Annotated in this window: 17 protein-coding genes and 1 other RNA gene; 7 read left to right on the top strand and 11 right to left on the bottom strand. The window is 61.7% G+C overall.

What is annotated here, in order from left to right; all coding sequences use genetic code 11:
- Positions 1–52: 52 nt before the first annotated feature.
- The 8 genes from FF124_RS10375 to FF124_RS10340 all read right to left on the bottom strand — a co-directional run bounded on the left by FF124_RS10375 (position 53) and on the right by FF124_RS10340 (position 7217).
- Entirely contained in the window at positions 53–1795 is a 1743-nt protein-coding gene (locus FF124_RS10375) for a peptidoglycan D,D-transpeptidase FtsI family protein (RefSeq protein WP_138748413.1), read from the bottom strand.
- Complete coding sequence (ftsL, locus tag FF124_RS10370) at positions 1792–2169, bottom strand: cell division protein FtsL (RefSeq protein ID WP_138748412.1); 378 nt, start codon at positions 2167–2169, stop codon at positions 1792–1794. Before ftsL ends, FF124_RS10375 begins: the two co-directional genes overlap by 4 nt.
- A complete protein-coding gene (gene rsmH / locus FF124_RS10365) occupies positions 2169–3197 on the bottom strand; it encodes a 16S rRNA (cytosine(1402)-N(4))-methyltransferase RsmH (protein ID WP_138748411.1) in 1029 nt (342 codons plus the stop codon). Before rsmH ends, ftsL begins: the two co-directional genes overlap by 1 nt.
- A 17-nt stretch (positions 3198–3214) precedes the next feature.
- On the bottom strand, positions 3215–3652 hold the full coding sequence (mraZ, locus tag FF124_RS10360; protein WP_024708074.1) for a division/cell wall cluster transcriptional repressor MraZ: 438 nt from the start codon (positions 3650–3652) through the stop codon (positions 3215–3217).
- 368 nt (positions 3653–4020) lie between these two features.
- Positions 4021–4419, bottom strand: an RNA gene (gene rnpB, locus FF124_RS10355) — RNase P RNA component class A.
- A 61-nt stretch (positions 4420–4480) separates the two neighbouring features.
- Positions 4481–5668 (bottom strand): NAD(P)/FAD-dependent oxidoreductase, encoded by a 1188-nt coding sequence (locus FF124_RS10350; RefSeq protein WP_138748410.1) that lies wholly within the window; start codon positions 5666–5668, stop codon positions 4481–4483.
- Between the two features lie 189 nt (positions 5669–5857).
- Positions 5858–6505 carry a DUF1176 domain-containing protein gene (locus FF124_RS10345; protein ID WP_187326893.1) on the bottom strand — a complete coding sequence of 216 codons (648 nt, stop codon included), beginning with the start codon at positions 6503–6505 and terminating at the stop codon, positions 5858–5860.
- 1 nt (position 6506) lies between these two features.
- Positions 6507–7217 (bottom strand): J domain-containing protein, encoded by a 711-nt coding sequence (locus tag FF124_RS10340; RefSeq protein WP_138748408.1) that lies wholly within the window; start codon positions 7215–7217, stop codon positions 6507–6509.
- 239 nt (positions 7218–7456) lie between these two features.
- Here FF124_RS10340 and ftsH point away from each other — a divergent pair, with 239 nt between their 5' ends.
- The 7 genes from ftsH to FF124_RS10305 all read left to right on the top strand — a co-directional run bounded on the left by ftsH (position 7457) and on the right by FF124_RS10305 (position 18464).
- Positions 7457–9286, top strand: a complete 1830-nt coding sequence (ftsH, locus tag FF124_RS10335; RefSeq protein WP_138748407.1) for an ATP-dependent zinc metalloprotease FtsH — start codon at positions 7457–7459, stop codon at positions 9284–9286.
- Positions 9287–9513: 227 nt separating this feature from the next.
- On the top strand, positions 9514–13041 hold the full coding sequence (locus tag FF124_RS10330; protein WP_138748406.1) for an autotransporter family protein: 3528 nt from the start codon (positions 9514–9516) through the stop codon (positions 13039–13041).
- A 197-nt stretch (positions 13042–13238) separates the two neighbouring features.
- Entirely contained in the window at positions 13239–14453 is a 1215-nt protein-coding gene (locus FF124_RS10325; RefSeq protein ID WP_138748405.1) for a pyrophosphate--fructose-6-phosphate 1-phosphotransferase, read from the top strand.
- A 49-nt stretch (positions 14454–14502) separates the two neighbouring features.
- The gene (locus FF124_RS10320) at positions 14503–15138 is read left to right on the top strand and encodes a hypothetical protein (RefSeq protein WP_138748404.1); all 636 of its coding nucleotides are present in this window, start codon (positions 14503–14505) and stop codon (positions 15136–15138) included.
- Positions 15139–15246: 108 nt separating this feature from the next.
- The gene (locus FF124_RS10315) at positions 15247–16491 is read left to right on the top strand and encodes a BtaA family protein (protein WP_138748403.1); all 1245 of its coding nucleotides are present in this window, start codon (positions 15247–15249) and stop codon (positions 16489–16491) included.
- 1 nt (position 16492) lies between these two features.
- Complete coding sequence (locus tag FF124_RS10310; RefSeq protein ID WP_138748402.1) at positions 16493–17149, top strand: class I SAM-dependent methyltransferase; 657 nt, start codon at positions 16493–16495, stop codon at positions 17147–17149.
- A gap of 121 nt (positions 17150–17270) precedes the next feature.
- The gene (locus FF124_RS10305; RefSeq protein WP_138748401.1) at positions 17271–18464 is read left to right on the top strand and encodes a lytic murein transglycosylase; all 1194 of its coding nucleotides are present in this window, start codon (positions 17271–17273) and stop codon (positions 18462–18464) included.
- Positions 18465–18607: 143 nt separating this feature from the next.
- Here FF124_RS10305 and rplQ read toward each other — a convergent pair whose 3' ends face one another.
- The 3 genes from rplQ to rpsK form a co-directional block, all read right to left on the bottom strand.
- A complete protein-coding gene (gene rplQ / locus FF124_RS10300; RefSeq protein WP_138748400.1) occupies positions 18608–19030 on the bottom strand; it encodes a 50S ribosomal protein L17 in 423 nt (140 codons plus the stop codon).
- Between the two features lie 45 nt (positions 19031–19075).
- Positions 19076–20086 carry a DNA-directed RNA polymerase subunit alpha gene (locus FF124_RS10295; protein WP_138748399.1) on the bottom strand — a complete coding sequence of 337 codons (1011 nt, stop codon included), beginning with the start codon at positions 20084–20086 and terminating at the stop codon, positions 19076–19078.
- Between the two features lie 98 nt (positions 20087–20184).
- Positions 20185–20574 carry a 30S ribosomal protein S11 gene (rpsK, locus tag FF124_RS10290; RefSeq protein WP_018065590.1) on the bottom strand — a complete coding sequence of 130 codons (390 nt, stop codon included), beginning with the start codon at positions 20572–20574 and terminating at the stop codon, positions 20185–20187.
- Positions 20575–20656 lie beyond the last annotated feature (82 nt).

Raw genomic sequence — 20656 nt, 5'->3', positions numbered from 1 at the left:
CCGTTTGCCTCGGCCGGCTTCAGCCGCCGACCGGAATCACATCTCGTTATACTCAGTATGACGCAAGCAGTGCCTCGCCGTCTGCACCGAAATCGGGATCGACGCCGAGAAGCGGAGCCGTGCGGCGGATGATCTCGCCGGCCATCGGACCGGCATTCCACGCCGCCGTGCGACCGGGAACACCCTCAACCTTCTTCGGGTCGTCAATGGTGACGAGAACGACATATCGCGGGTCATCCATCGGGAATGCGGCGAGAAAAGCGTTGAAATTGTGATCATGGGCATATTTGCCGTCGATGATCTTTTCCGACGTGCCGGTCTTCGCGCCGACGCGATAGCCTGGCACCTGGCCGTTGCGGCCCGATCCGTCCGTGCCGTTCAGGCGGAGGAGATAGCGCATCTTGTCGCTGGTCTCCTCGGAAATGACGCGGGTGGCAATCTGATCGGCCTCTTCCGGCGTGCGCGGCAGGAAGGTCGGCGGGAAGAGTTTGCCGCCATTGACGATTGCCGCAGCCGCAGCTGCTGTTTGAAGCGGCGTCGTCGTGATCCCCTGTCCAAAGGAGACGGTGGCGGAGAAAACGCCGCCCCATTTCTGCGGCTTCTGCGGCGTGCCCGAGCCGCCGATCTCGGTATCGATTTTCTCAAGCAGGCCGAGCTTTTCCAGAAAATTCTTCTGGTAATCCGGCCCGACGGCGCCGGCAATGCGCGAGGCGCCAATATTGGACGAATAGGTAAACACTTCCGGATAGGTCAGGATCCGGTTCTGGGCGTGATCATCGCCGATGCGCGACGAGCCGAAATAGAGAGGCGTCTTGGCATCAACCATGCTCTGCAGGTTGAACTTGCCGGACTCGAGACCCATGGCAAGCGTGAACAGCTTGAAGGTGGACCCCATTTCGTAAACGCCGGTGATCGCGTGGTTGAGCATGCGCTCGTCGCTTGCCGGCGGCGGGTTGTTCGGGTCGAAATCCGGATAGGACGCGAGCGCCACGACCTCGCCGGTGTCGGCGTCGAGGATAATGCCGGTGGCGCCGAGCGCCTCGAACTTCTTCACGCCCCGAACCAGGGTGTCGCGCACGATGCTTTCGGCCCTGAGGTCGAGCGATGTCTCGAAGGGCTCAAGCCCCATGGATCCGGTCAGGCCAAGGCCCATCAGGCTGGAAATGCCGTCGGACTGGTCCATGTAGCGCTCGATGCCGGAAAGGCCGCGATTGTCGATGTCGACGAGACCGAGGATATGGGCTGCTTCCGGACCGCCCGGATAGAACCGGCGCACCTCGGGGCGGAAGCCGACGCCGGGCACGCCGGCGGCGAGAACCTGGCTCTGCTGCTTCGGTGTGATCTGGCGTTTCAGCCAGACAAACTCGCCCTTGGAATTCAGGAGGCGATAGGCCCGGGCGACGTCAAGATCGGGAAAGATCGGCTTCAGCGCCTCCAGTACATCATCTGCGCTGGTGATCATCGAGGGGTCGGCATAAAGAGACATCATGCGCACGTCGGTCGCCATGATCGCGCCGTTGCGGTCGACGATGTCCGGACGACGGGCAAGCGTCAGCGGCATGGCCGCGCGGGCAACGGTGCCATCCTCCTTGGCCAGCGAATAATGCACCAGCCGGCCGCCGATGATGGCGTAGACGGCGACGAAGGCGACGGTGACGAAGGCGACCCGGCTGCGCGCCAGGCTCACCCGTTTCTTGGCGGTGCCCTGAAATACGTCGGTCTCGGACGCAGAATTGGCAGGACCGTCGTCGGCGGCCTTCGTCTTCTTCCTGAAGATGCTGGAAAGTTTCATCATGGTGTCACCGATCCGGTTATGACGATATCCGTGCCGTCGGGCGCGTCTCCGGCCATCAGCGGCGGAAGTTCTTCCGGCTGAGGCTCCGGCGCAATCGGCGGAAGCTGGTCAAGGGTCGCGATCTGTTCGGGCTCGGCCGGCTGAAGGTCAAGCTCGGCGGCGAAAAACTCGGAAAGCCGCGCCATGCGGGCGGGCTGCGTCAAAAGCGCCTCGTCGGCCTTCAGCAGGTCGATATTGTTTTCCTCGAGCGCGATCTGGTCTTCCAGGCTGCGCACCTCATCGAGCGTCGCTTCGGCGCTGTATTTGATCGTGTAGGTGACGGTCGCGGTTGCCACCATCACCAGAATGAGAATGAGATCGAGCGGACGCAGCATCAGTTCTCGAAGCCTCCAAGGCGATGAATGTCGGCAAGGGCCGGCAGACCGAAGGCATCAAGCCCGGTTTGCGGCGCGGGAGCATCGGTGCGGATCGCGGCCCTGAGCTTGGCCGAGCGCGCCCGCGGATTACCGGCGGCATCGGCATCGCTGGCCGAAACCATGGCCTTGCCCTTCTGGAAAAACAGCGCCGGCTCCGGTTCGACCGCCGGCAGATGGCGCGAACCGCCGGCCTTGCCGAGACGGGCGCCGATGAACTGTTTGACGATCCGGTCTTCCAGCGAGTGAAAGGTGACGACGACCAGTACGCCGCCGGGCTTGAGGCTCCGTTCGGCGGCAAGCAGCGCGCCGGCCAGCTCGCCAAGCTCGTCATTGACATAGACGCGCAGCGCCTGGAACACCCGGGTCGCCGGATGAATCTTGTCTTTGGCGCGGCGGGGCGTGACGATCTCGATCAGCCCGGCAAGATCGCGCGTGGTGACGAAAGGCTCGTCCTCTCGGCGTTTTTCGATGGCGCGGGCAATGCGGCCCGCATTTTTTTCCTCGCCGAGAATGCCGAAAATCCGGGTCAGATCGTTGACCTTGGCGCGGTTGACGACATCGGCGGCCGAAACGCCCTCGCCCGACATGCGCATGTCGAGCGGGCCGTTCTTCTGGAAGGAAAAGCCGCGCTCGGCCTCATCGATCTGCATGGACGATACGCCGATGTCGAGCACGACGCCGTCGAGCCCGCCTTCGGGCGCGAACCGATCGAGAGCCGAGAACTGGGCGTGATGGAGCGTCAGCCGGCCGCCATAGGCCGCCAGCATGTCTTTCGCCGCGGCAATGGCTGTCGGGTCGCGATCGAGACCGATAACGCTCACGCCGGCATCAAGCAGCGCCCCTGAATAGCCGCCGGCGCCGAAGGTGCCGTCGAGAATGACCTTGCCGGGTGCCGGTGCAAGCGCACCCAGCACCTCGGCAAGCATGACCGGAATGTGGCGAACCGGTCCGCCATTGGCATCCTCGCTGCCAAGTGTCCCCGACATTCCGCATCCTCGTCCGTTTACCCGCCGGCACGCGGCCTTGAACGCGCCCTGCGCGCCTCGGCCTGTGCCTCCTGAAAGGCCTGCGGCTCCCAAAGCTGGAAGTGGTCCGCACGACCCACGAAAGTGACCTCCCTGTCGATGCCGGTGAAATCGCGAATGAAATCCGTGATCATCAGCCGCCCCTCGGCATCGAGTTTGGCAAACACGCCGCCGCCATGGATCAGCAGCGACATGCTGTTCGCTTCCGCTGAAAACGGGTCCTCCTGATCGATCTGCCGCTCGAAACGGTCGAGCAGATCGGGACCGCCGATCGAAATCGCTGGGAAGATGAAATCCTGGAAGCAGTAGAGCTCCGCAATCTTTCGTTCTGCGAGCACCGTGCGGAAGACCGCAGGCACCGAGACCCTCCCCTTCGCATCGATCTTCTTGGTCGCATTGGAAAGAAACCGGTTCATGACGCAAAACCACCGAAGACCCTGGCGGCCTCCGTTCGACAGCCCACTCCAAAAAAGACACAAGAAACCCGCTTCGCCCAAAGGGCGAATTCAGCATGAAATGCAAAGACTTAGAACTGATTTGCCGCCCAAATGCCGCAGACGGCGAACTCGTGGTTAATGGGATAACATGGGCGGAATTGGGCGTCAATGGGACAACCTGCTATTAACCGTGCCGGAAAGCGGCTTCAAACCGCCATTTTATCAACCGGCTGTTAATGAAAGCTTTCCGCAGCAACAGTCTGAAAATATTAGAGATATTTGATAGGACGCGGCGCTTCCGGCAGACGCGTGGCGCGCCTGCCCAAAACGGGCCAAAGAGGAGAAGAAAGACCAGTTGGCCTGTAAGCCGGGTTCTGTATGGCTCTTGCGGTTTCCCGCAGAACGTGGCGGCCATTCATCTGGGACAGCGCTTGCGCGCTGCCTCTCGCAACCCACCCGGATGACCGGCCTGGAAACAGGCTGGCGACGAGCGCCGCGTCATCCCTATTCGGTTTTGCTCCCGGTGGGGTTTACCGTGCCGCCTTGCGTTGCCGCAGGCGCGGTGGGCTCTTACCCCACCCTTTCACCCTTACCCTGCCGAAAGGCCGGGCGGTTTGCTTTCTGTGGCACTGTCCCTGGGGTCGCCCCCGCCGGACTTTCTCCGGCACCGTGTTTCCGTGGAGCCCGGACTTTCCTCACCGTGCCGCCTTTCGGCATTGGCACAGCGCGGCCGCCCGGCCAACTGGTGCGGACGTCCTAATGGGTTTTGTGGCCGAAGGGAAGCCGTTTTGCCGCCGTCGCGGTCCGTCAGGAAAAAGACGGCGCGAAGTCGACGCCATAGCCCTCGTCGGCGAGCGCGCCGCCTGCCATCAGCAGCGCGCCGAGCCGGCCGATCTCGTCAGAGCTTTTCGCGCCCGCGCCGCAGCCCGCCGTCATCACCGCGATCCTGTCCGACGGCGAAAAACCGATCATCGGATAGCCCGAGGGTGAATAGGAGGTGACGCAGGTGCCGGTCGTCGACTGCAAAACGCGGATGCCCGGCATCAGGTCGCAGAGAATGCGCGTCAGATGCTCGCGCGTGGCATTGGTGCCGCGCGACTTGAACCAGGCGCGCACATCGGCCTCGGTCTCAAGCGGCACATCATCCGGGTCGCCGCCAATCTTGATATAGAAGCGACCGTCCGGATAGCGGATCGGCGGCAGGAGATAGACCCCGTCAATATCGAATTCCGGCTTGTAGATCAGGCTCGGCATGGCCTTCAGACCCTCGGCCTCCTCCTCGCTCACCTCGAAATAGGCAACCGTACGGGCAAAGACGGTCAGGTCGAGATGTCCCGGCAGCAGGTCCGGGTTGATGGAGAAGCCGCCTGCTGCAACCAGCACCCTGTCGGCGGTATAGGCCGCGCCGTCAGCGGTTTCGACGCGCACGCCCGCGCCGTTCTCCCGCACCTCAGTGACGGTCGCCTTGATCACGGCGGCGCCGGCCTTCTTCGCCAGGATGGTCTGCGCGGCGACCATACGGCGCGGCGAGATGAAGCCCGCTGCGGAAGGCTCGAAAACGCCCTCTGTCTTTTTCGCGAACTCGAAATAGGGAAATTTCTCGACAAGGCCCTTGGCGTCGATGATTGCGGCGTCGGCGCCGCAGCTTCCCGCCGCCTCCATGATCGTCTCGACATACCGGCCGCGCGACCGGGATGGACCAACGATCAGCGCGCCGACTTCGTTGAAAATCTCCATGCCGCTTTCCCGTTCGATCGCGCGATAGCGGCTGATCGAGCGGTTGGCGAGGCGCGCCCAGACCGGGTCGCGGTCGATGGTGCGGGTGATGCGGCCTTCGTCATAATGGCTTGCGAAGACGCCGTCATGGTTCGCCTTGTCGGCGGGCTCGTCCGGCCCGATCACGGCGACGCCGTCTTCCATGCCGGCCAGATGCCGCGCCGCCGCAGAACCCATCAGACCGCGCCCGACGATGATCGTCCTGAAATGTGCTGTCATGCCCACCCTCTATGGTCCTCCGCCCCGGCGCATCATCGCACCGGATGGTTCATGGTCAAGGTCCCGAGACCTTGAGCACGGACCGGCAGGAACGCAAGAGCAACCTTGGTCGCCGTCTTCTCGGCAGCAATGCCGGAACGTCTAGCATGCCGCAGAGCGCATTCTCTTGCGCACGATCAATTCGAGAGGTCAGTACGCGTCCGCATCATAGAGAACGAAATTCGTTTCGATCAGTTCCTCGGACGGGTCTTCGACGTTCGCCTCGTAGATCGGATCGATGACAAAATGCTTGAGCACGAAGCGGCCGTTTTCCAGCGCCCACGCGCCTGATGAATAGGCATCGCCCAGCCCCCGCCATTTGGCAAAGGAGGTGATCGTGTTGGTCTCGGGATCGAAGCTCGGATTGACCAGCAGCGTCTCGGCGGAAAAGCCGGTCACCGCAGGCGGCGCGGCGAGCCTCGTCTGGTCGGTGTCGTCATCGGCATAATCGAGCGTGAATGCGGGAACGGCGAAGGAGACCGGCAGCATTGCCTCGGCAGCATCCTCGTCGGGCGCGAAGACATAGGCAACGACGATATTGTAGGCGGCGAGGTAACAATTGACCTCGAACAGCGTGCCTTCCCGCTTGATCGGCGCCCCGTCCCAGTCCTTTTCCTGCCATGAGACGTCATAGGCGACGTTCTCCAGCCCCGCGAAATCGGTCGCCAGATCGGCATCGCAGCTTTCGGGATAAAGCGAGAGGATCATGTCCCGCGCCTTTGAAAGCCGGCCGTCCTCGGCCGAAGCGGTCCCGGCTGCCGCAAGCGCCAGAAAGCAAAGCAGCGCGCGATACGGCATCTCAGGCCGCCTTGCGCTCACGCTCGATCTCCTCGAAGGCGGCATTGATGCGCGCCATGCGGTCATTGGCGGCGGCGTGGAATTCCTTTGGCACGCCGCGCGCGATCAGCCGGTCGGGATGGTTTTCGGCAACCAGCGCGCGGTAGCGGGTGCGGATGGTCTTGAAATCGTCGCTGCGCGAAACGCCGAGAATGCCATAGGGATCGCGATCGCCCATATCCATGTGGCGGGCGCAGATGGCTGTGAAGCGGCCCTCGCTGATGCCGAAGATCTCGGCAACGCGGGCGAGGAAGGCGAGCTCCTTTTCATGCACCGTGCCGTCGGCCTTGGCGATGTGGAACAGCCCGTCGATGATTTCCTCCAGAAGCGGGCAGCCCTCGTCGCCTTCCGCGCACAGGTTCTTCAGCTTGCCCGCATAAGCCTCGTAGCCGGCAATATCCTGGCGGGCGAGGTTGTAGAGCCGCGCCACATTCTGCCGCTCGCCCTCCGGGATTTCGAAAATCTCGTGGAAGGCGTTGACCTCTTCAATGGTGACGAAACCGTCGGCCTTGGCCATCTTCGCGGAAAGCGCGATCAGGGAGACGGAGAACGCGACCTGACGGCGCGTCTCGGGATCACCCTCGAAAAGCGTGCGCACGGCCTCCACCACGCTCGTCAGCACAGTGCCGGCGGACTGGCTGACGAAATTGACCAGCTTTTCCCAGAATGACATTCGACAGTCTCCCGGCGGTGACGAACCGCCCTTTCAAGTCCATACAGATTGAACAAAAAACGCGTATCACGCAAGTCGAACCGAGCGGTTCAATTTCACTTTTTCGCGACGCTCGAAGCCCGGCGCGCCCGCACCGGAACCGTCCTGAACGCAAAACGGGAAAGTTTTGCGATTGCCCGTAAGACACCGCCAAGGCTATAGACTACGCCTGAAGCGCGAATAGCAGGGGACGGCGAGCGATGGAACGCAAGAATACATTTAATTTCGGCTATTTTCTGGTGGCCTTCCTGGTCATCATCGGTTTTCAGATGTGGTTTACGTCGCGCGACGTCGCCCAGATCAGCTATTCCGACATGATCAACTATATCGAGAAGGGGCAGGTCCAGTCCGTCTCCATCTCCGACAACACCATCCAGGGCCAGTTCAAGGACGCCATCAACGGCAAGGACTATTTCGTCACCTACCGCGTTCCCCAGGAGCTCGCGGTCGATTTCGACAAGTACAAGGTCGACGTCACCGGCGTTCCCGACCACACGCTTCTGACCAAGATCCTCTCCTGGGTTCTGCCGATCATCATCTTCTTCGCTATCTGGGCCTGGTTCTTCCGCAAATTCGCCGAAAAGCAGGGCATGGGCCTGGGCGGCATGATGAATGTCGGCAAGTCGAAGGCGAAGATCTATGTCGAGCGCAAGACCGGCGTCACCTTTGACGACGTGGCCGGCGCCAATGAAGCCAAGACGGAACTGAAGGAGGTCGTCTCCTTCCTGACCGAACGCGACAAGTTCGGTCGGCTCGGCGCGCGTATCCCAAAGGGTCTCCTGCTGGTCGGCCCGCCCGGCACCGGCAAGACGCTGATTGCCAAGGCGGTCGCCGGCGAGGCCGATGTCACCTTCTTTTCCATCTCCGGTTCCGAATTCGTCGAGATGTTCGTTGGCGTGGGCGCTGCGCGCGTGCGCGATCTGTTCAAACAGGCGCGCGAAATGGCGCCCTGCATCATCTTCATCGACGAGCTCGACGCGCTCGGCCGGGCCCGCAATTCCTTCGGCGGCGGCGGCAATGACGAGAAGGAGCAGACGCTGAACCAGCTTCTGGTCGAGCTTGACGGCTTTGACCCGTCCGCCGGCATCGTCATCCTGGCCGCCACCAACCGGCCGGAAGTGCTGGACCCGGCGCTGACCCGCGCCGGCCGTTTCGACCGTCAGGTTGTGATGGACCGCCCCGACCGGGAGGGCCGCGCCGCAATCCTCTCCGTCCATATGAAAAAGGTGAAGCTCGCCGACGCGGTGAACGCCGACGAGGTGGCCGCCCTCACCCCGGGCTTTTCCGGCGCCGATCTTGCCAATCTGGTCAACGAGGCGGCGATCTTCGCGACAAGGCGCGACGGCGAGTTCGTGACCATGGAAGATTTCACCCTCGCCGTTGAACGCATCGTCGCCGGCTCCGAACGCCGCGGACGCCTGCTGAACCCCGACGAGCGCGAACGCGTCGCCTTCCACGAAATGGGTCACGCGCTGGCCGCCGCGGCGTTGCCGAAAACCGATCCGGTGCACAAGATCTCGATCATTCCCCGCTCCATCGGCGCGCTCGGCTACACCATGCAGCGCCCGACCGAGGATCGCTTCCTGATCACCGCCGGCGAATTGCGCGACCGCATGGTGGTGCTTCTGGCAGGCCGCGCGGCAGAAGATATCGTCTATGGCGAGATTTCGACCGGCGCATCGGATGATCTGGCGCGCGTCACCGACATTGCCCGCCAATATGTGATGAGCTTCGGCATGGACCCCGAGATCGGCCAGGCGGCGCTGGAACAGCAGCGCATGCAGTATCTGGACGGCGCGCCCGGCATGGGCAAACCGAAGGACTATTCCGACGTCACCGCCCGCGAGGTGGACCTTGCCGTGCGCAAGATGATCGATGCGGCCTATGAGCGCGCCAAGACGCTTCTCTCCGAACGCCGCAAGGACCTCGACGCGGGCGCGAAGATCCTCCTGGAAAAGGAAACCATCACCCCGGACGACTTCCCGCCGCTGGTGCAGCAGCCGCTGGCGCAGACGCGGGTTCTGTCGTAGCCGCAAAGTAGTTTCTTTCGGGCTTCACCCTATCGGCATCCAGCGAATGCCGATAGGGTCTTTGATGTCTGTGTGCTCATCCTCGCGCAACCAAGCCGGCCGTTGCTGAATTACATCACATCACGACTGACTCATAAGTTGCACTTTAGATTTTAATACACGTAAGATTGCAACCCGCTTTATTTCGCCCACTCTCTGTTCAGTCTTCAAAAGAGAGGGGAAAGACCATGCGGAATACAGTCATCACAATCAACGAACGCCATCAAACCGGACATTTCTTCAGGCAGAGTTTGATCGCGACTGCCTCGACCATAGCGATTGCGGCATTTTCGACATGCCTTGCAGACGGACGCGCCAGAGCGGATGGTGGAGCATGCGGTCCCCCTTCCAACGATCTGGTCATCTGCCAGAACGCCTCTTACGGAGACATTACTTATACTGCCGGAACGCGCCTGACGCTGATCCTGAACAACGACAATATGGTGGTCAACGGGACGGTCGCAGTTTCCACGACCCAGACATCCGGCAACGCTGACTCGGAAATCGATCTCAATTCATTCCAGCGCATAAACGGAACAGTTTCTTCAACCAGCGCCGGAGGTCAGAGCCTCGTCTATGCTTATGACGGACTTGTTAACGGGAAACTTGTCAGCACCTCGGCGGGCCAGGGCAATGTGTCCGTGACACTTTCGGGCACTGAAGTTGTTGGCGCGGCCAACTCAACGCTCGTCGAGGCACTTCACAACGGCAACGGCGACTCATTCATCGTTTTGCAGCAGTCACCCGACCAATCGACCTCCTCCATCAGTGTCCAGTCCGCTGGCGGCCAAGAGGCTGTTGCCGCCCATTCCAAGGTGACAGGCTTCCTTTCGGAGGCGAAGATCACGATGAACGGCGGCATGGTTACCGCCCAAGGTGCGAACAGTGTCGGTCTGTTTTCGGAAGCGGGAGAGGGCGAAGCCTATGTCAAGGTTTCGGCGGGCAGCATCTCGTCGGATGGAACTGCGATACGGGCCAGAACTGACAAGAACGGTTTGAACGGTCATGCCACGATTGAAATCGGCGAAACCAACATTTTCGTCGGAAAACCCGATATCACCGGTCTCATTGAGGCACAGTCCAGAAACGTCGATTTCTTTTTCAACGCGGGAAGCCTAGCACATAACGGCACGTCCGTTGTTCGGCTCGAAGCTTACGGCGTCAACGTCCAAACGGGGCCGAAAACCTATATCGAGTCTTCCGGCGTCGGTACAGCCGGCCTCGAAGTGATTGCCCAAAGCGCGACCGTCAGTATGGATACACCCGATTTCAGAGCCAACACCCTTAACGCGAAAAGCATCCTCCTGAAAGCAGCCGGCGATGGGGCGCGTTTCAGCCTCGACAGCAACGCAGCCGATTTCGATGCTCTGGGTGTGGGTGCCAGTGCAATCGTCCTCGACGCCAACCAGAAGAAAAACGTCACCTTTGAAGCATCTTTCGAACGCGGTGAATACTCTGTGGACGCTTCATCAAAAGCGGTCATTGAAGTGATTGCGGCGGACGGCACCAATGCCACGCTGAATTTCAAAGGTGCGTCAATCGAGCCTGTAGACTCGGCGAGGACGACGACAGGCAACGCTGTCCTGATCAGCGCCCCCCACAGCGCTCAAGGTGCGTCGGTCACGCTCAACATCGCTACTCATACCGATTTTGGCTGGTTTGCCAATACAGCCATACGCAATACGGTCGACAACAGCGGCTTCCAGTTGAATATTAATGTCGAGGATACTGGTTTCGTGAGAGGCAATGCCGTATTCGGCGGCGGAGCTTCCACATTCACCATGAACGGCGGTTCTTTCGACGGAACCATCTATGGTGATTATGATCCGTTCGTGCATTTGTCATCGGCGATCGTCAACAGCTCGAACGACCATTTTGTCTGGAACGGTGGCGACATCACCGGCAGTTTCCTTGGGCAAGACGGCAGCGATCAGGTCACGGTCAGCCTGAAAAATGCCCCCTTCGATATCGAAGCATTCACCTTCGATGGCGGCAACCAGAATATCTCCGTCCAAAGGGACGTGGATGTGTTTACCTTTCAGTCAACACGTGTCCTGAAAAACATCGATGCAGACAAAATTGTCAATTTCGAAAAACTCATCCTCGATGACTCAACTGTTTCGATAACGCAGGGTGACTTGTTCCTGTACGGTTATGGACAGCTTTTCAACATTTCGATCTACGGTGACCTGATCCTGAGAAACAACAGTCAGTTGACTTTCACACAAGGCAACAACACAGATATCGGGGCAAATATTCTTATCCAGGACAAGGATAGCGCCCTGATCGCCTTGGGCAGCGGCCAGATTTCCGCCGGAAACGACGTCTCCAACAGCGGAACGATTTCCCTGAAGAATGGCGTCGCTGACACGCTTTTCTTTGTGGTTGGAAACTACGTCGGCGACAGCGGCACAGTCTCACTCGACGTGGATTTTTCCAGAACGGCGGCTGATACTATTGTCCTCTCTCATGGCATTTCAGGCAACACGACTGTTCAGGTCGCCCCGCTCGGAGCCGCAGCATCACCTCAAGCCATTCCAATTATCGTCACATATTCAAACCCGCCATCCTCGGCCTTTTCGCTTCAGAACAGCCAGATAACCGTAGGCGCATACACCTATAAGCTGACAGTAGAGAACCAGAACTTCTACCTGTCTCCGGCTTTCGGCGTTTCGCTTCTCTCTTCCGGAGAGTTGGAAGCCCTCGAGGGAGCCGCAGCGTCCGTGCTTGCAGATGCCGGCGTCAATTTCCAGCCCTACATCCCCCTCTACGAGGCCTATCAGTCGGCGCTTCTGGAGATGACGCGGTTGCCTTCGCTGAAGACGCGTTCGGGCGGGCGCTATGAAGGCGGCGCGGCGCTTTCCTCCGGGCCGGCGCCGGATGCCGTCTGGGGTCGCACCGGCGGCGGCTTTGCCCATTTCGATCCGCAGTCGTCCACCACCGGCTATGACTACGACATGTCGAGCTTCGACATGCAGGTGGGTCTCGACGGCCTCTTCCTCGACAGCGCCGGAGGCGCGCTCGTCGGCGGCCTCACCGCCCACTACCGCACCGGCGAGGCCAAGGTGCATTCGCGCTACGGCGACAGCAAGATCCACCCCGACGGTTACGGCATCGGCGGCACGCTGACCTGGTTCGGCGCTGACGGCTTCTATGCCGATGCCCAGGGCGAACTCACCTGGTATTCGAGCGAGCTGAAGGCCGAGAACCTTCCGTTTGCGCCCGAGGACAGCGACGCCTTCGGCTATGCGCTCTCGCTGGAAGCCGGGCAGGCTTTCGGCATCGGCGACGGCATTGCCCTCACCCCGCAGGCGCAACTGTCCTTCGCTTCGGTCGATATCGACAGCTTCACCGGCGCCTATTCCGATCACGTCTCCTTCTCCGACGGCCAGAGCCTGCTTGCCCGCGCCGGCCTTGCCGTCTCGAAGGAAAGCGCCTGGCAGGATGTCAACGGCGAGGCGCGTTCGGCCAATATCTACGGCCTGGCGAACCTCTATTACGAGTTCCTCGGCAAGACGACGGCGACCGTCACCCAGGCGCTCGAATTTTCCTCCGAGCCGGATGACTTTACCGGCGAGGTCGGGGTCGGCGGATCGATCGACTGGCAGGCGGGCAAGCTGCGTTACTCCGCCTTCGCCGAAATCACCGCGTCCACCGGCTTCGACACCGGCTCCTACGGATATGGCGGCAATGTCGGGCTGAAGGTCAGGTTCTGACAGCCAGGCCTGCAGGAAGCCCCGCGCCGCGGCAATTCGCACGGCGCGGGATTTTTTTTGCTGCAGAAATGCGGGCCTGGCTTTCGCCTTGGGTAAACCGATTTTATTCGCGCCCGGTCTTTACACCGGCGAGCGCCTGTCGCATCCATGTCGCACGGCCGGTGGATAGTGCCGGAAGCATTGATGAAAGGGGTCCGATGTCTCGCCACAAAGTCGCCATGCTCACCGCCGGGGGGCTTGCTCCCTGTCTTTCATCCGCCGTTGGCGGGTTGATCGAGCGCTACTCCGATATCGCCCCCGAAGCCGAGATCATCGCCTATCGCTCCGGCTATACCGGGCTTCTGACCGGCGACAGTTTCTCCATCACGCCTGCCATCCGCGAAAAGGCCTATCTCCTGCATCGCTTCGGCGGCTCGCCCATCGGCAACAGCCGCGTGAAGCTCACCAACCAGAAGGATTGCGAAAAGCGCGGCCTTGTCGGCGCCGGCGAGGACCCGCTGAAGGTGGCGGCCGAACGGCTTGCCGATGACGGCATCACCATCTTGCACACGATCGGCGGCGACGACACCAACACCACGGCGGCCGATCTTGCGGCCTATCTGAAGAACAACGGCTATGACCTGACGGTGGTCGGCCTGCCGAAGACTGTCGACAACGACGTCAAGCCGATCCGCCAGACGCTCGGCGCGCTGACCGCGGCCGAATACGGCGCGGCTTTCTTCGACAACATTTCCAACGAACAGAGCGCCGCGCCGCGCACGCTGATCGTCCACGAGGTGATGGGCCGCAATTGCGGCTGGCTGACGGCGGCCACTGCGCGCGCCTATCTCGAACGGCTGAAGACCGTGGACTATGTCGACGGCATGCTGATGAACCCGGCAATGAAGATGATCGACGGCGTTTACCTTCCGGAGATGGCCTTCGACCTTGAGGCCGAGGCCGCGCGGCTGAAAGAGGTGATGGCGAAAAACGGCACGGTTTCGCTGTTCGTCTCCGAAGGCGCCTGCCTTGACGCGATCATCGCCGAGCGCGAGGCGGCCGGCGCTGCCGTTACCCGCGACGCCTTCGGCCATGTGAAGCTCGACACCATCAATGTCGGCAACTGGTTCTCCAAGCAGTTCGCCGACCTTCTCGGCGCCGACCGGGCCATGGTGCAGAAATCCGGCTATTACGCCCGCTCCGCGCCCGCCAATGCCGACGACCTGCGTCTCATCCACTCCATGGTCGACCTTGCCGTGGAAAGCGCGCTGGATGGCATCTCCGGCGTGACCGGCCATGATGTCGAGCGCAGCGGACAACTGCGGACGATCGAGTTCGACCGCATCAAGGGGGGCGGCCATTTCGACCTGGAAACACCCTGGTTTGCGGGCGTCATGGAAGAAATCGCCCAGGATTTCGCCCCGGCCGATTGACCTTTTCATCCCTCGGGGCTTTTATGGACCCGCGGATGGAGGATCCCGAGTGAGTGTAGAAACAGCGGCCCTTTATGCCGCGCTGGCCTTCGTGACCTTCCTCATGCCGTCCGGAAGGATGCTTGAATTTGCGAGGTGGCACTGCCAGCGCGGGCTTAAAGCAAGCCTGTCCATCGCCATGGGTATCTTCGTCGTCCGGGCCGTCTTCTTTGCGGCCGGATTGGGCGCTTCGCTGGCGCTCGTCCATACGATGCCCGATGGAAGGGCGCTCGCGGCCATCGCCGCCGTGATCTTTCTGGCGCTTTTCGCCGTGCGAAGGCTTGTTGCACTGGAGCGCCCCGCCCCGCTTTCCGCAAACGACAACCTGCCGGCAAAAACCTTTTTTGCCCGCCTCTGGTACGGTATTCGTTTCGATACCCGGCCCGCCGGCGAGTTCCTGCTGGCGGCCGCAACCGCGATCTTCTTTGTCCCGGTCGACCTGCCCGGCTATGCGACGCTGGAGCTTTTCGCCGCGGCCCACCTTGCGGCAAGCCTTGTCGCGCTTCTTGTCTACGGGCTTTTCGCACGCGTTCTTCTTGCCCGCGTCAACCGCCGGCTTGATCGCTCGCGCCAGGAGAGAATCGCAAGGCTGCTGCGCTCTGGCCTTCCGAGCGTATCCGCCCGCTTTCGCAAGGATGCGGCCTGAGCCGTCGCTCGCCTGTGGATTGCGTCCGCCCGTCATCAAAGCTTAGCAGTAACCGTCTAGTTCGGGGGCAAGGCGCGCGTCCGCGCGCTGTCAGCGACGGAGCCGCCGATGAGCACTGCCGAACAGGATTTCCGCCAGACCGAGAAGAACAGCCGACTGAATGCGGCCCTTCTCCAGCACAAGGCTTTCTCGAAGGAAGGGCTTTCGGAACGGTTCTTCGGGCTCTTGTTTTCCGGCCTGGTCTACCCGCAGATCTGGGAGGATCCGGATGTCGATATCGCGGCGATGGAGCTCGGACCGGAACATCGCGTCGTCACCATCGGCTCCGGCGGCTGCAATGTGCTTGCCTACCTGACGCGTGCGCCGGACCATATCGATGTGGTCGACCTCAACACCCATCACATCGCCCTCAACCGGCTGAAGCTCACGGCCTTTGCCCGCCTTCCGGACCACGACGCCGTGCTCCGGCTCTTCGGCAATGGCGCAAAGGGCAGCGTTCGGGACTATGACGCGCATATCGCGCCGCATCTCGATGCCGAGACGCGCAAATACTGGGAAGGCCGCGACAGCCTCGGTCGCCGCCGCATCACCGTCTTCGAGCGCAATATCTACCGCACCGGCCTGCTCGGCACCTTCATCGGCGCCGGCCACGCCGTCGCCCGGTTGCACGGGGTGAAGATTTCCGAACTGACGGAGGCGAAGTCGCTGCGCGAGCAGCGCCGGTTCTTCCAGGAAAAGATCGCCCCGCTGTTCGACAAGCCGCTGATCCGCTGGACCACATCGCGCAAGTCGTCGCTCTTCGGCCTCGGCATTCCGCCGCGACAGTATGAGGAGCTTGCCCGCGCCAGCACCGACGGCACGCTGGCCTCGGTGCTTTGCCAACGGCTGGAAAAACTCGCCTGCCATTTCTCTCTGAAGGACAACTACTTCGCCTGGCAGGCCTTTGCCCGCGCCTATCCGAACGATGGCGAAGGCCCGATGCCGACTTATCTGCAGCGCGAAGCCTTCCCGCTGATCCGCGACAATGCCGGCCGGGCGAGCGTGCATCACGCGAGCGTCACCGAGTTGCTGCGCGAAAAACCGGCGGCGAGCGTCGATCGCTATGTGCTGCTTGATGCCCAGGACTGGATGAATGACGGCCAGTTGAACGACCTCTGGCGCGAGATCACCCGCACGGCGCGCAACGGCGCCCGCGTCATCTTCCGCACGGCCGCCGAACCCTCGGTCATCGAGGGCCGCCTGGCGGGCGAAACCGCCGCCGGCTGGCGCTATCTCGAAAAGACATCGCGCGAGCTTGGCATGATGGACCGGTCGGCGATCTATGGCGGCTTCCATATCTATGAGAAGGCGTAACATGGCCGAGGCGCAGGAGACGACCGGCAACCAGGCGGAAGCCATGGACGCGATGTACCGCTATCAGCGGCACATCTATGACCTCACCCGCAAATACTATCTCTTCGGCCGCGACCGGATGATCGAAGGGCTTGCTGTGCCCGAAGGCGGCGCGGTGCTGGAAGTCGCCTGCGGCACGGGGCGCAATCTCAGGAAGATCGCCGCGCGCTATCCCGAAGCACGGCTCTACGGCCTCGATATCTCCGAGGAGATGCTGATCTCCGCGCGGGCGAATTTCGTGGGATGCGACGCCCCGCCGCTGTTCCTCGCCGCCGATGCCTGCCGATTCGCGCCGGCAAGCTTCGGCGTCGCCGGCTTCGACCGCATCGTCATCTCCTATGCGTTGTCGATGATCCCGCAGTGGCCGCTTGCCGTCTCCGCCGCGCTCGATGCCCTCAACAGCGGCGGATCGCTGCATGTCGTCGATTTCGGCCAGCAGGAAGGCCTCCCGCGTCTTTTCCGCGCCGGCCTTCACCGCTGGCTCGGGCACTTCCATGTGACGCCGCGTGCAAGACTCCACGGTGTGCTCCAGGCCGAGGCTGCCGCACGCCGCGCAGATTTCCGCTTTGAGGCCATCGGCCGCGGCTATGCCTGGCACGGCGTGATCACGCGCGCGTGAACAGCCTTCCGGTTGCTTCAGCGCCTTCTTAATGAAAGCTTAGGTGGTCTGATATAGGTTGCGGGGCATATTTGCGCGCCCGTCGGCCACGGCTGGCCGAGATTTACTTGAGGAGACGCCCATGATTTCCAGAACCATCCGAGCGGTTGTGGTAGCCGCCGGTCTCACTTCACTCTTTGCCGGCTCCGCCGCAGCACAACAATGCGGCGGCGATTTTTCGCGCTTTCTGTCCGGCGTTAAATCAGAAGCCGTGCAGCGCGGTCTTTCGCCGAGCGCTGCCGACGCCGTGCTTTCCGGCGCTTCGGTGAGCCAGAGCGTGCTCAAGATGGACCGCGCCCAGGGCGTCTTCAAACAGACTTTCCTCGAATTCTCCCAGCGCACCGGCAGTTCCTCGCGACTCAACACCGGCAAGCAGAAGATCCGTCAGTATGCCAGCACATTCGATCGCGCCCGCCGCGAGTTCGGCGTGCCGGCCGGCGTTCTGACGGCCTTCTGGGCGATGGAGACCGATTTTGGCGCGGTTCAGGGCAATTTCAACACGCGCGACGCGCTTGTGACCCTTTCCTATGACTGCCGGCGTCCCGAAATCTTCCGCCCGCAGCTCCTGGCGCTGATCGAGATGACCCAGCACGGCGATTTCGACCCGGCAAGCGAAACCGGCGCCTGGGCAGGCGAGCTCGGCCAGGTGCAGATGCTGCCCGAAGACATCATCCGCTACGGCGTCGACGGCGACGGCGATGGCCACGTCCGCGTCAAGAAGAGCGCCCCGGATGCTCTGCTGACGGCCGCCAACTTCATCCGCAGCCTCGGCTGGCGCGCCGGCGAGCCCTGGATCCAGGAAGTGAAGCTGCCGGCCAACCTGCCCTGGGACAAGACCGGCTTCGGCGGCGGCCTGACGGCCGGCCAGTGGTTCAAGCTCGGCGTGACGCCGCGCGACGGCAACACGCGCTTTGCCAATCTGCCGACGGCGCTTCTGATGCCGCAGGGCCGCAACGGACCGGCCTTCCTCGCCTATCCGAACTTCAATGTCTATCTGGAATGGAACCAGTCCTTCATCTATACGACCTCGGTCGCCTATTTCGCCACCCGGTTCGAAGGCGCCCCGGCCTATGACAAGGGCAACCCCGATCCGGGCCTCTCCGACAGCCAGATGAAGCAGTTGCAGACCATCCTCTCGCGCAAGGGTTTCAACGTCGGCAAGATCGACGGCATTCTCGGCGCCGGAACGCGCGACGCCGTGCGAACCGTCCAGATGCAGCTCGGCATGCCTGCCGACGGCTGGCCCACGCCCCAACTGCTGCGCGCCCTTCAGTAACGCCGTCCAAGATCAAGAAAAGGCCGCTCCGGTTTCACCGGGGCGGCCTTTTTGATTCCGCGATCACGGTCGCCCGCAAACGCAAAAAAGCCGGAGGCTCGCGCCCCCGGCTTTTTCAATTCATCGCACATGAAAGACGCGTCTTACGCGGCTTCCATTTCAGCTTCGGCTTCGACGCGGGCCTTGTCGGCAGCGCCCTTGGCGTCGGCGTCGCGGTCAACGAATTCGATGACGGCGAGAGCGGCGTTGTCGCCGTAGCGGAAGCCAGCCTTCATGATGCGGGTGTAGCCGCCGTTGCGCTCGCCGTAACGCGGGGCGAGAACGTCGAACAGCTTCTTGACGGCTTCGACATCCTTGACCTGCGAGATCGCCTGACGGCGGGCATGCAGATCGCCGCGCTTGCCGAGCGTGATCAGCTTTTCGACGATCGGGCGAATTTCCTTCGCCTTCGGCAGCGTGGTGACGATCTGCTCATGGGTGATGAGCGAGACAGCCATGTTTGCAAACATCGCCTTGCGATGGCTTGCCGTTCTGTTCAGCTTGCGGCCTGCATTCTTATGGCGCATTGCTATTCTCCTTCACTTGCAGGCTTGAGCCCGCAGTATGACTGGTTAGTACTGATCCTCGTACCGCTTGGCGAGGTCCTCGATATTTTCCGGCGGCCAGGCCGGCACTTCCATGCCCAGATGCAGGCCCATAGAGGCCAGCACTTCCTTGATCTCGTTCAGGGACTTCCGACCGAAATTCGGCGTGCGCAGCATTTCGGCTTCGGTCTTCTGGATGAGATCGCCGATATAAACGATGTTGTCGTTCTTCAGGCAGTTGGCCGAACGGACCGAAAGCTCGAGTTCGTCGACCTTCTTGAGAAGGGCCGGGTTGAAGGCGAGTTCGGTGACGTCGTCCTCTTCCTGATCCTTCTGCGGCTCCTCGAAGTTGACGAAGACCGAAAGCTGATCCTGGAGAATGCGGGCTGCGAAGGCAACCGCGTCTTCACCGGAGACCGAACCATCCGTCTCGATCGTCATCAGAAGCTTGTCATAGTCGAGAACCTGTCCCTCACGGGTGTTTTCGACCTTGTAGGAGACCTTGCGGATCGGCGAGTACAGGCTGTCGACCGGGATGAGGCCGATCGGCGCGTCTTCCGAGCGGTTGCGCTCGGCCGGCACGTAGCCCTTGCCGTTGTTGACCGTGAACTCCATGCGGATTTCAGCGGCTTCGTCCAGCGTGCAGATGACGAGGCCCGGATTGAGGATCTCGATGTCACCAACGGTCTGGATGTCGCCTGCAGTCACCACGCCGGGGCCCTGCTTGCGCACGACCATGCGCTTGGCTTCATCGCCTTCCATGCGGATGGCGATTTCCTTGATGTTCAGCACGATGTCCGTCACGTCCTCGCGGACGCCCGGGATCGAGGAGAATTCGTGCAGCACGCCGTCGATCTGGACGGCGGTGACGGCGGCGCCGCGCAGCGACGACAACAGAACGCGACGCAGCGCGTTGCCGAGCGTCAGGCCGAAGCCGCGTTCCAGCGGTTCGGCGACGAGCGTCACCTTCTTGGCCCCGCTGGAGGTGAACTCCACCTTCGAGGGCTTGATCAATTCCTGCCAGTTTTTCTGGATCATGTTTCTACCTTTCGTTCGCCGCACTATCCAATCGTGACGGCCGAGCTTCGTAGAACCAGCGCTTCATTGCTGAGACGCCGGAGCAAAATGACAGACGATTAAACGCGGCGCTTCTTGCGCGGGCGGCAACCATTATGCGGGATCGGCGTCACATCGCGGATCGAGGTGATGACGAAACCGGCAGCCTGGAGCGCGCGCAGAGCCGATTCGCGACCGGAACCCGGACCGCAGACTTCGACTTCCAGCGACTTCATGCCGTGTTCCTGAGCCTTCTTGGCGCAGTCTTCGGCAGCGATCTGGGCTGCAAACGGCGTCGACTTGCGCGAACCCTTGAAGCCCTTGGCACCGGCGGACGACCAGGCAATCGCATTGCCCTGTGCATCCGTGATGGTGATCATCGTGTTGTTGAACGACGAGTTGACGTGGGCGACGCCCGACGAGATATTCTTGCGCTCGCGGCGGCGAACGCGGGTGGCTTCCTTGGCCATGACTTCCCTTTCGTTGATCTCTTCACCGCCGTAGTCCCAGCGGCTCCACCGACGGAACCCTTTTGAGGGCCCCAGTCAATTA

This window comes from Martelella lutilitoris (assembly GCF_005924265.1).
Lineage (GTDB): Bacteria > Pseudomonadota > Alphaproteobacteria > Rhizobiales > Rhizobiaceae > Martelella > Martelella lutilitoris.
This window is presented reverse-complemented; position numbering and strand designations above follow the sequence as displayed.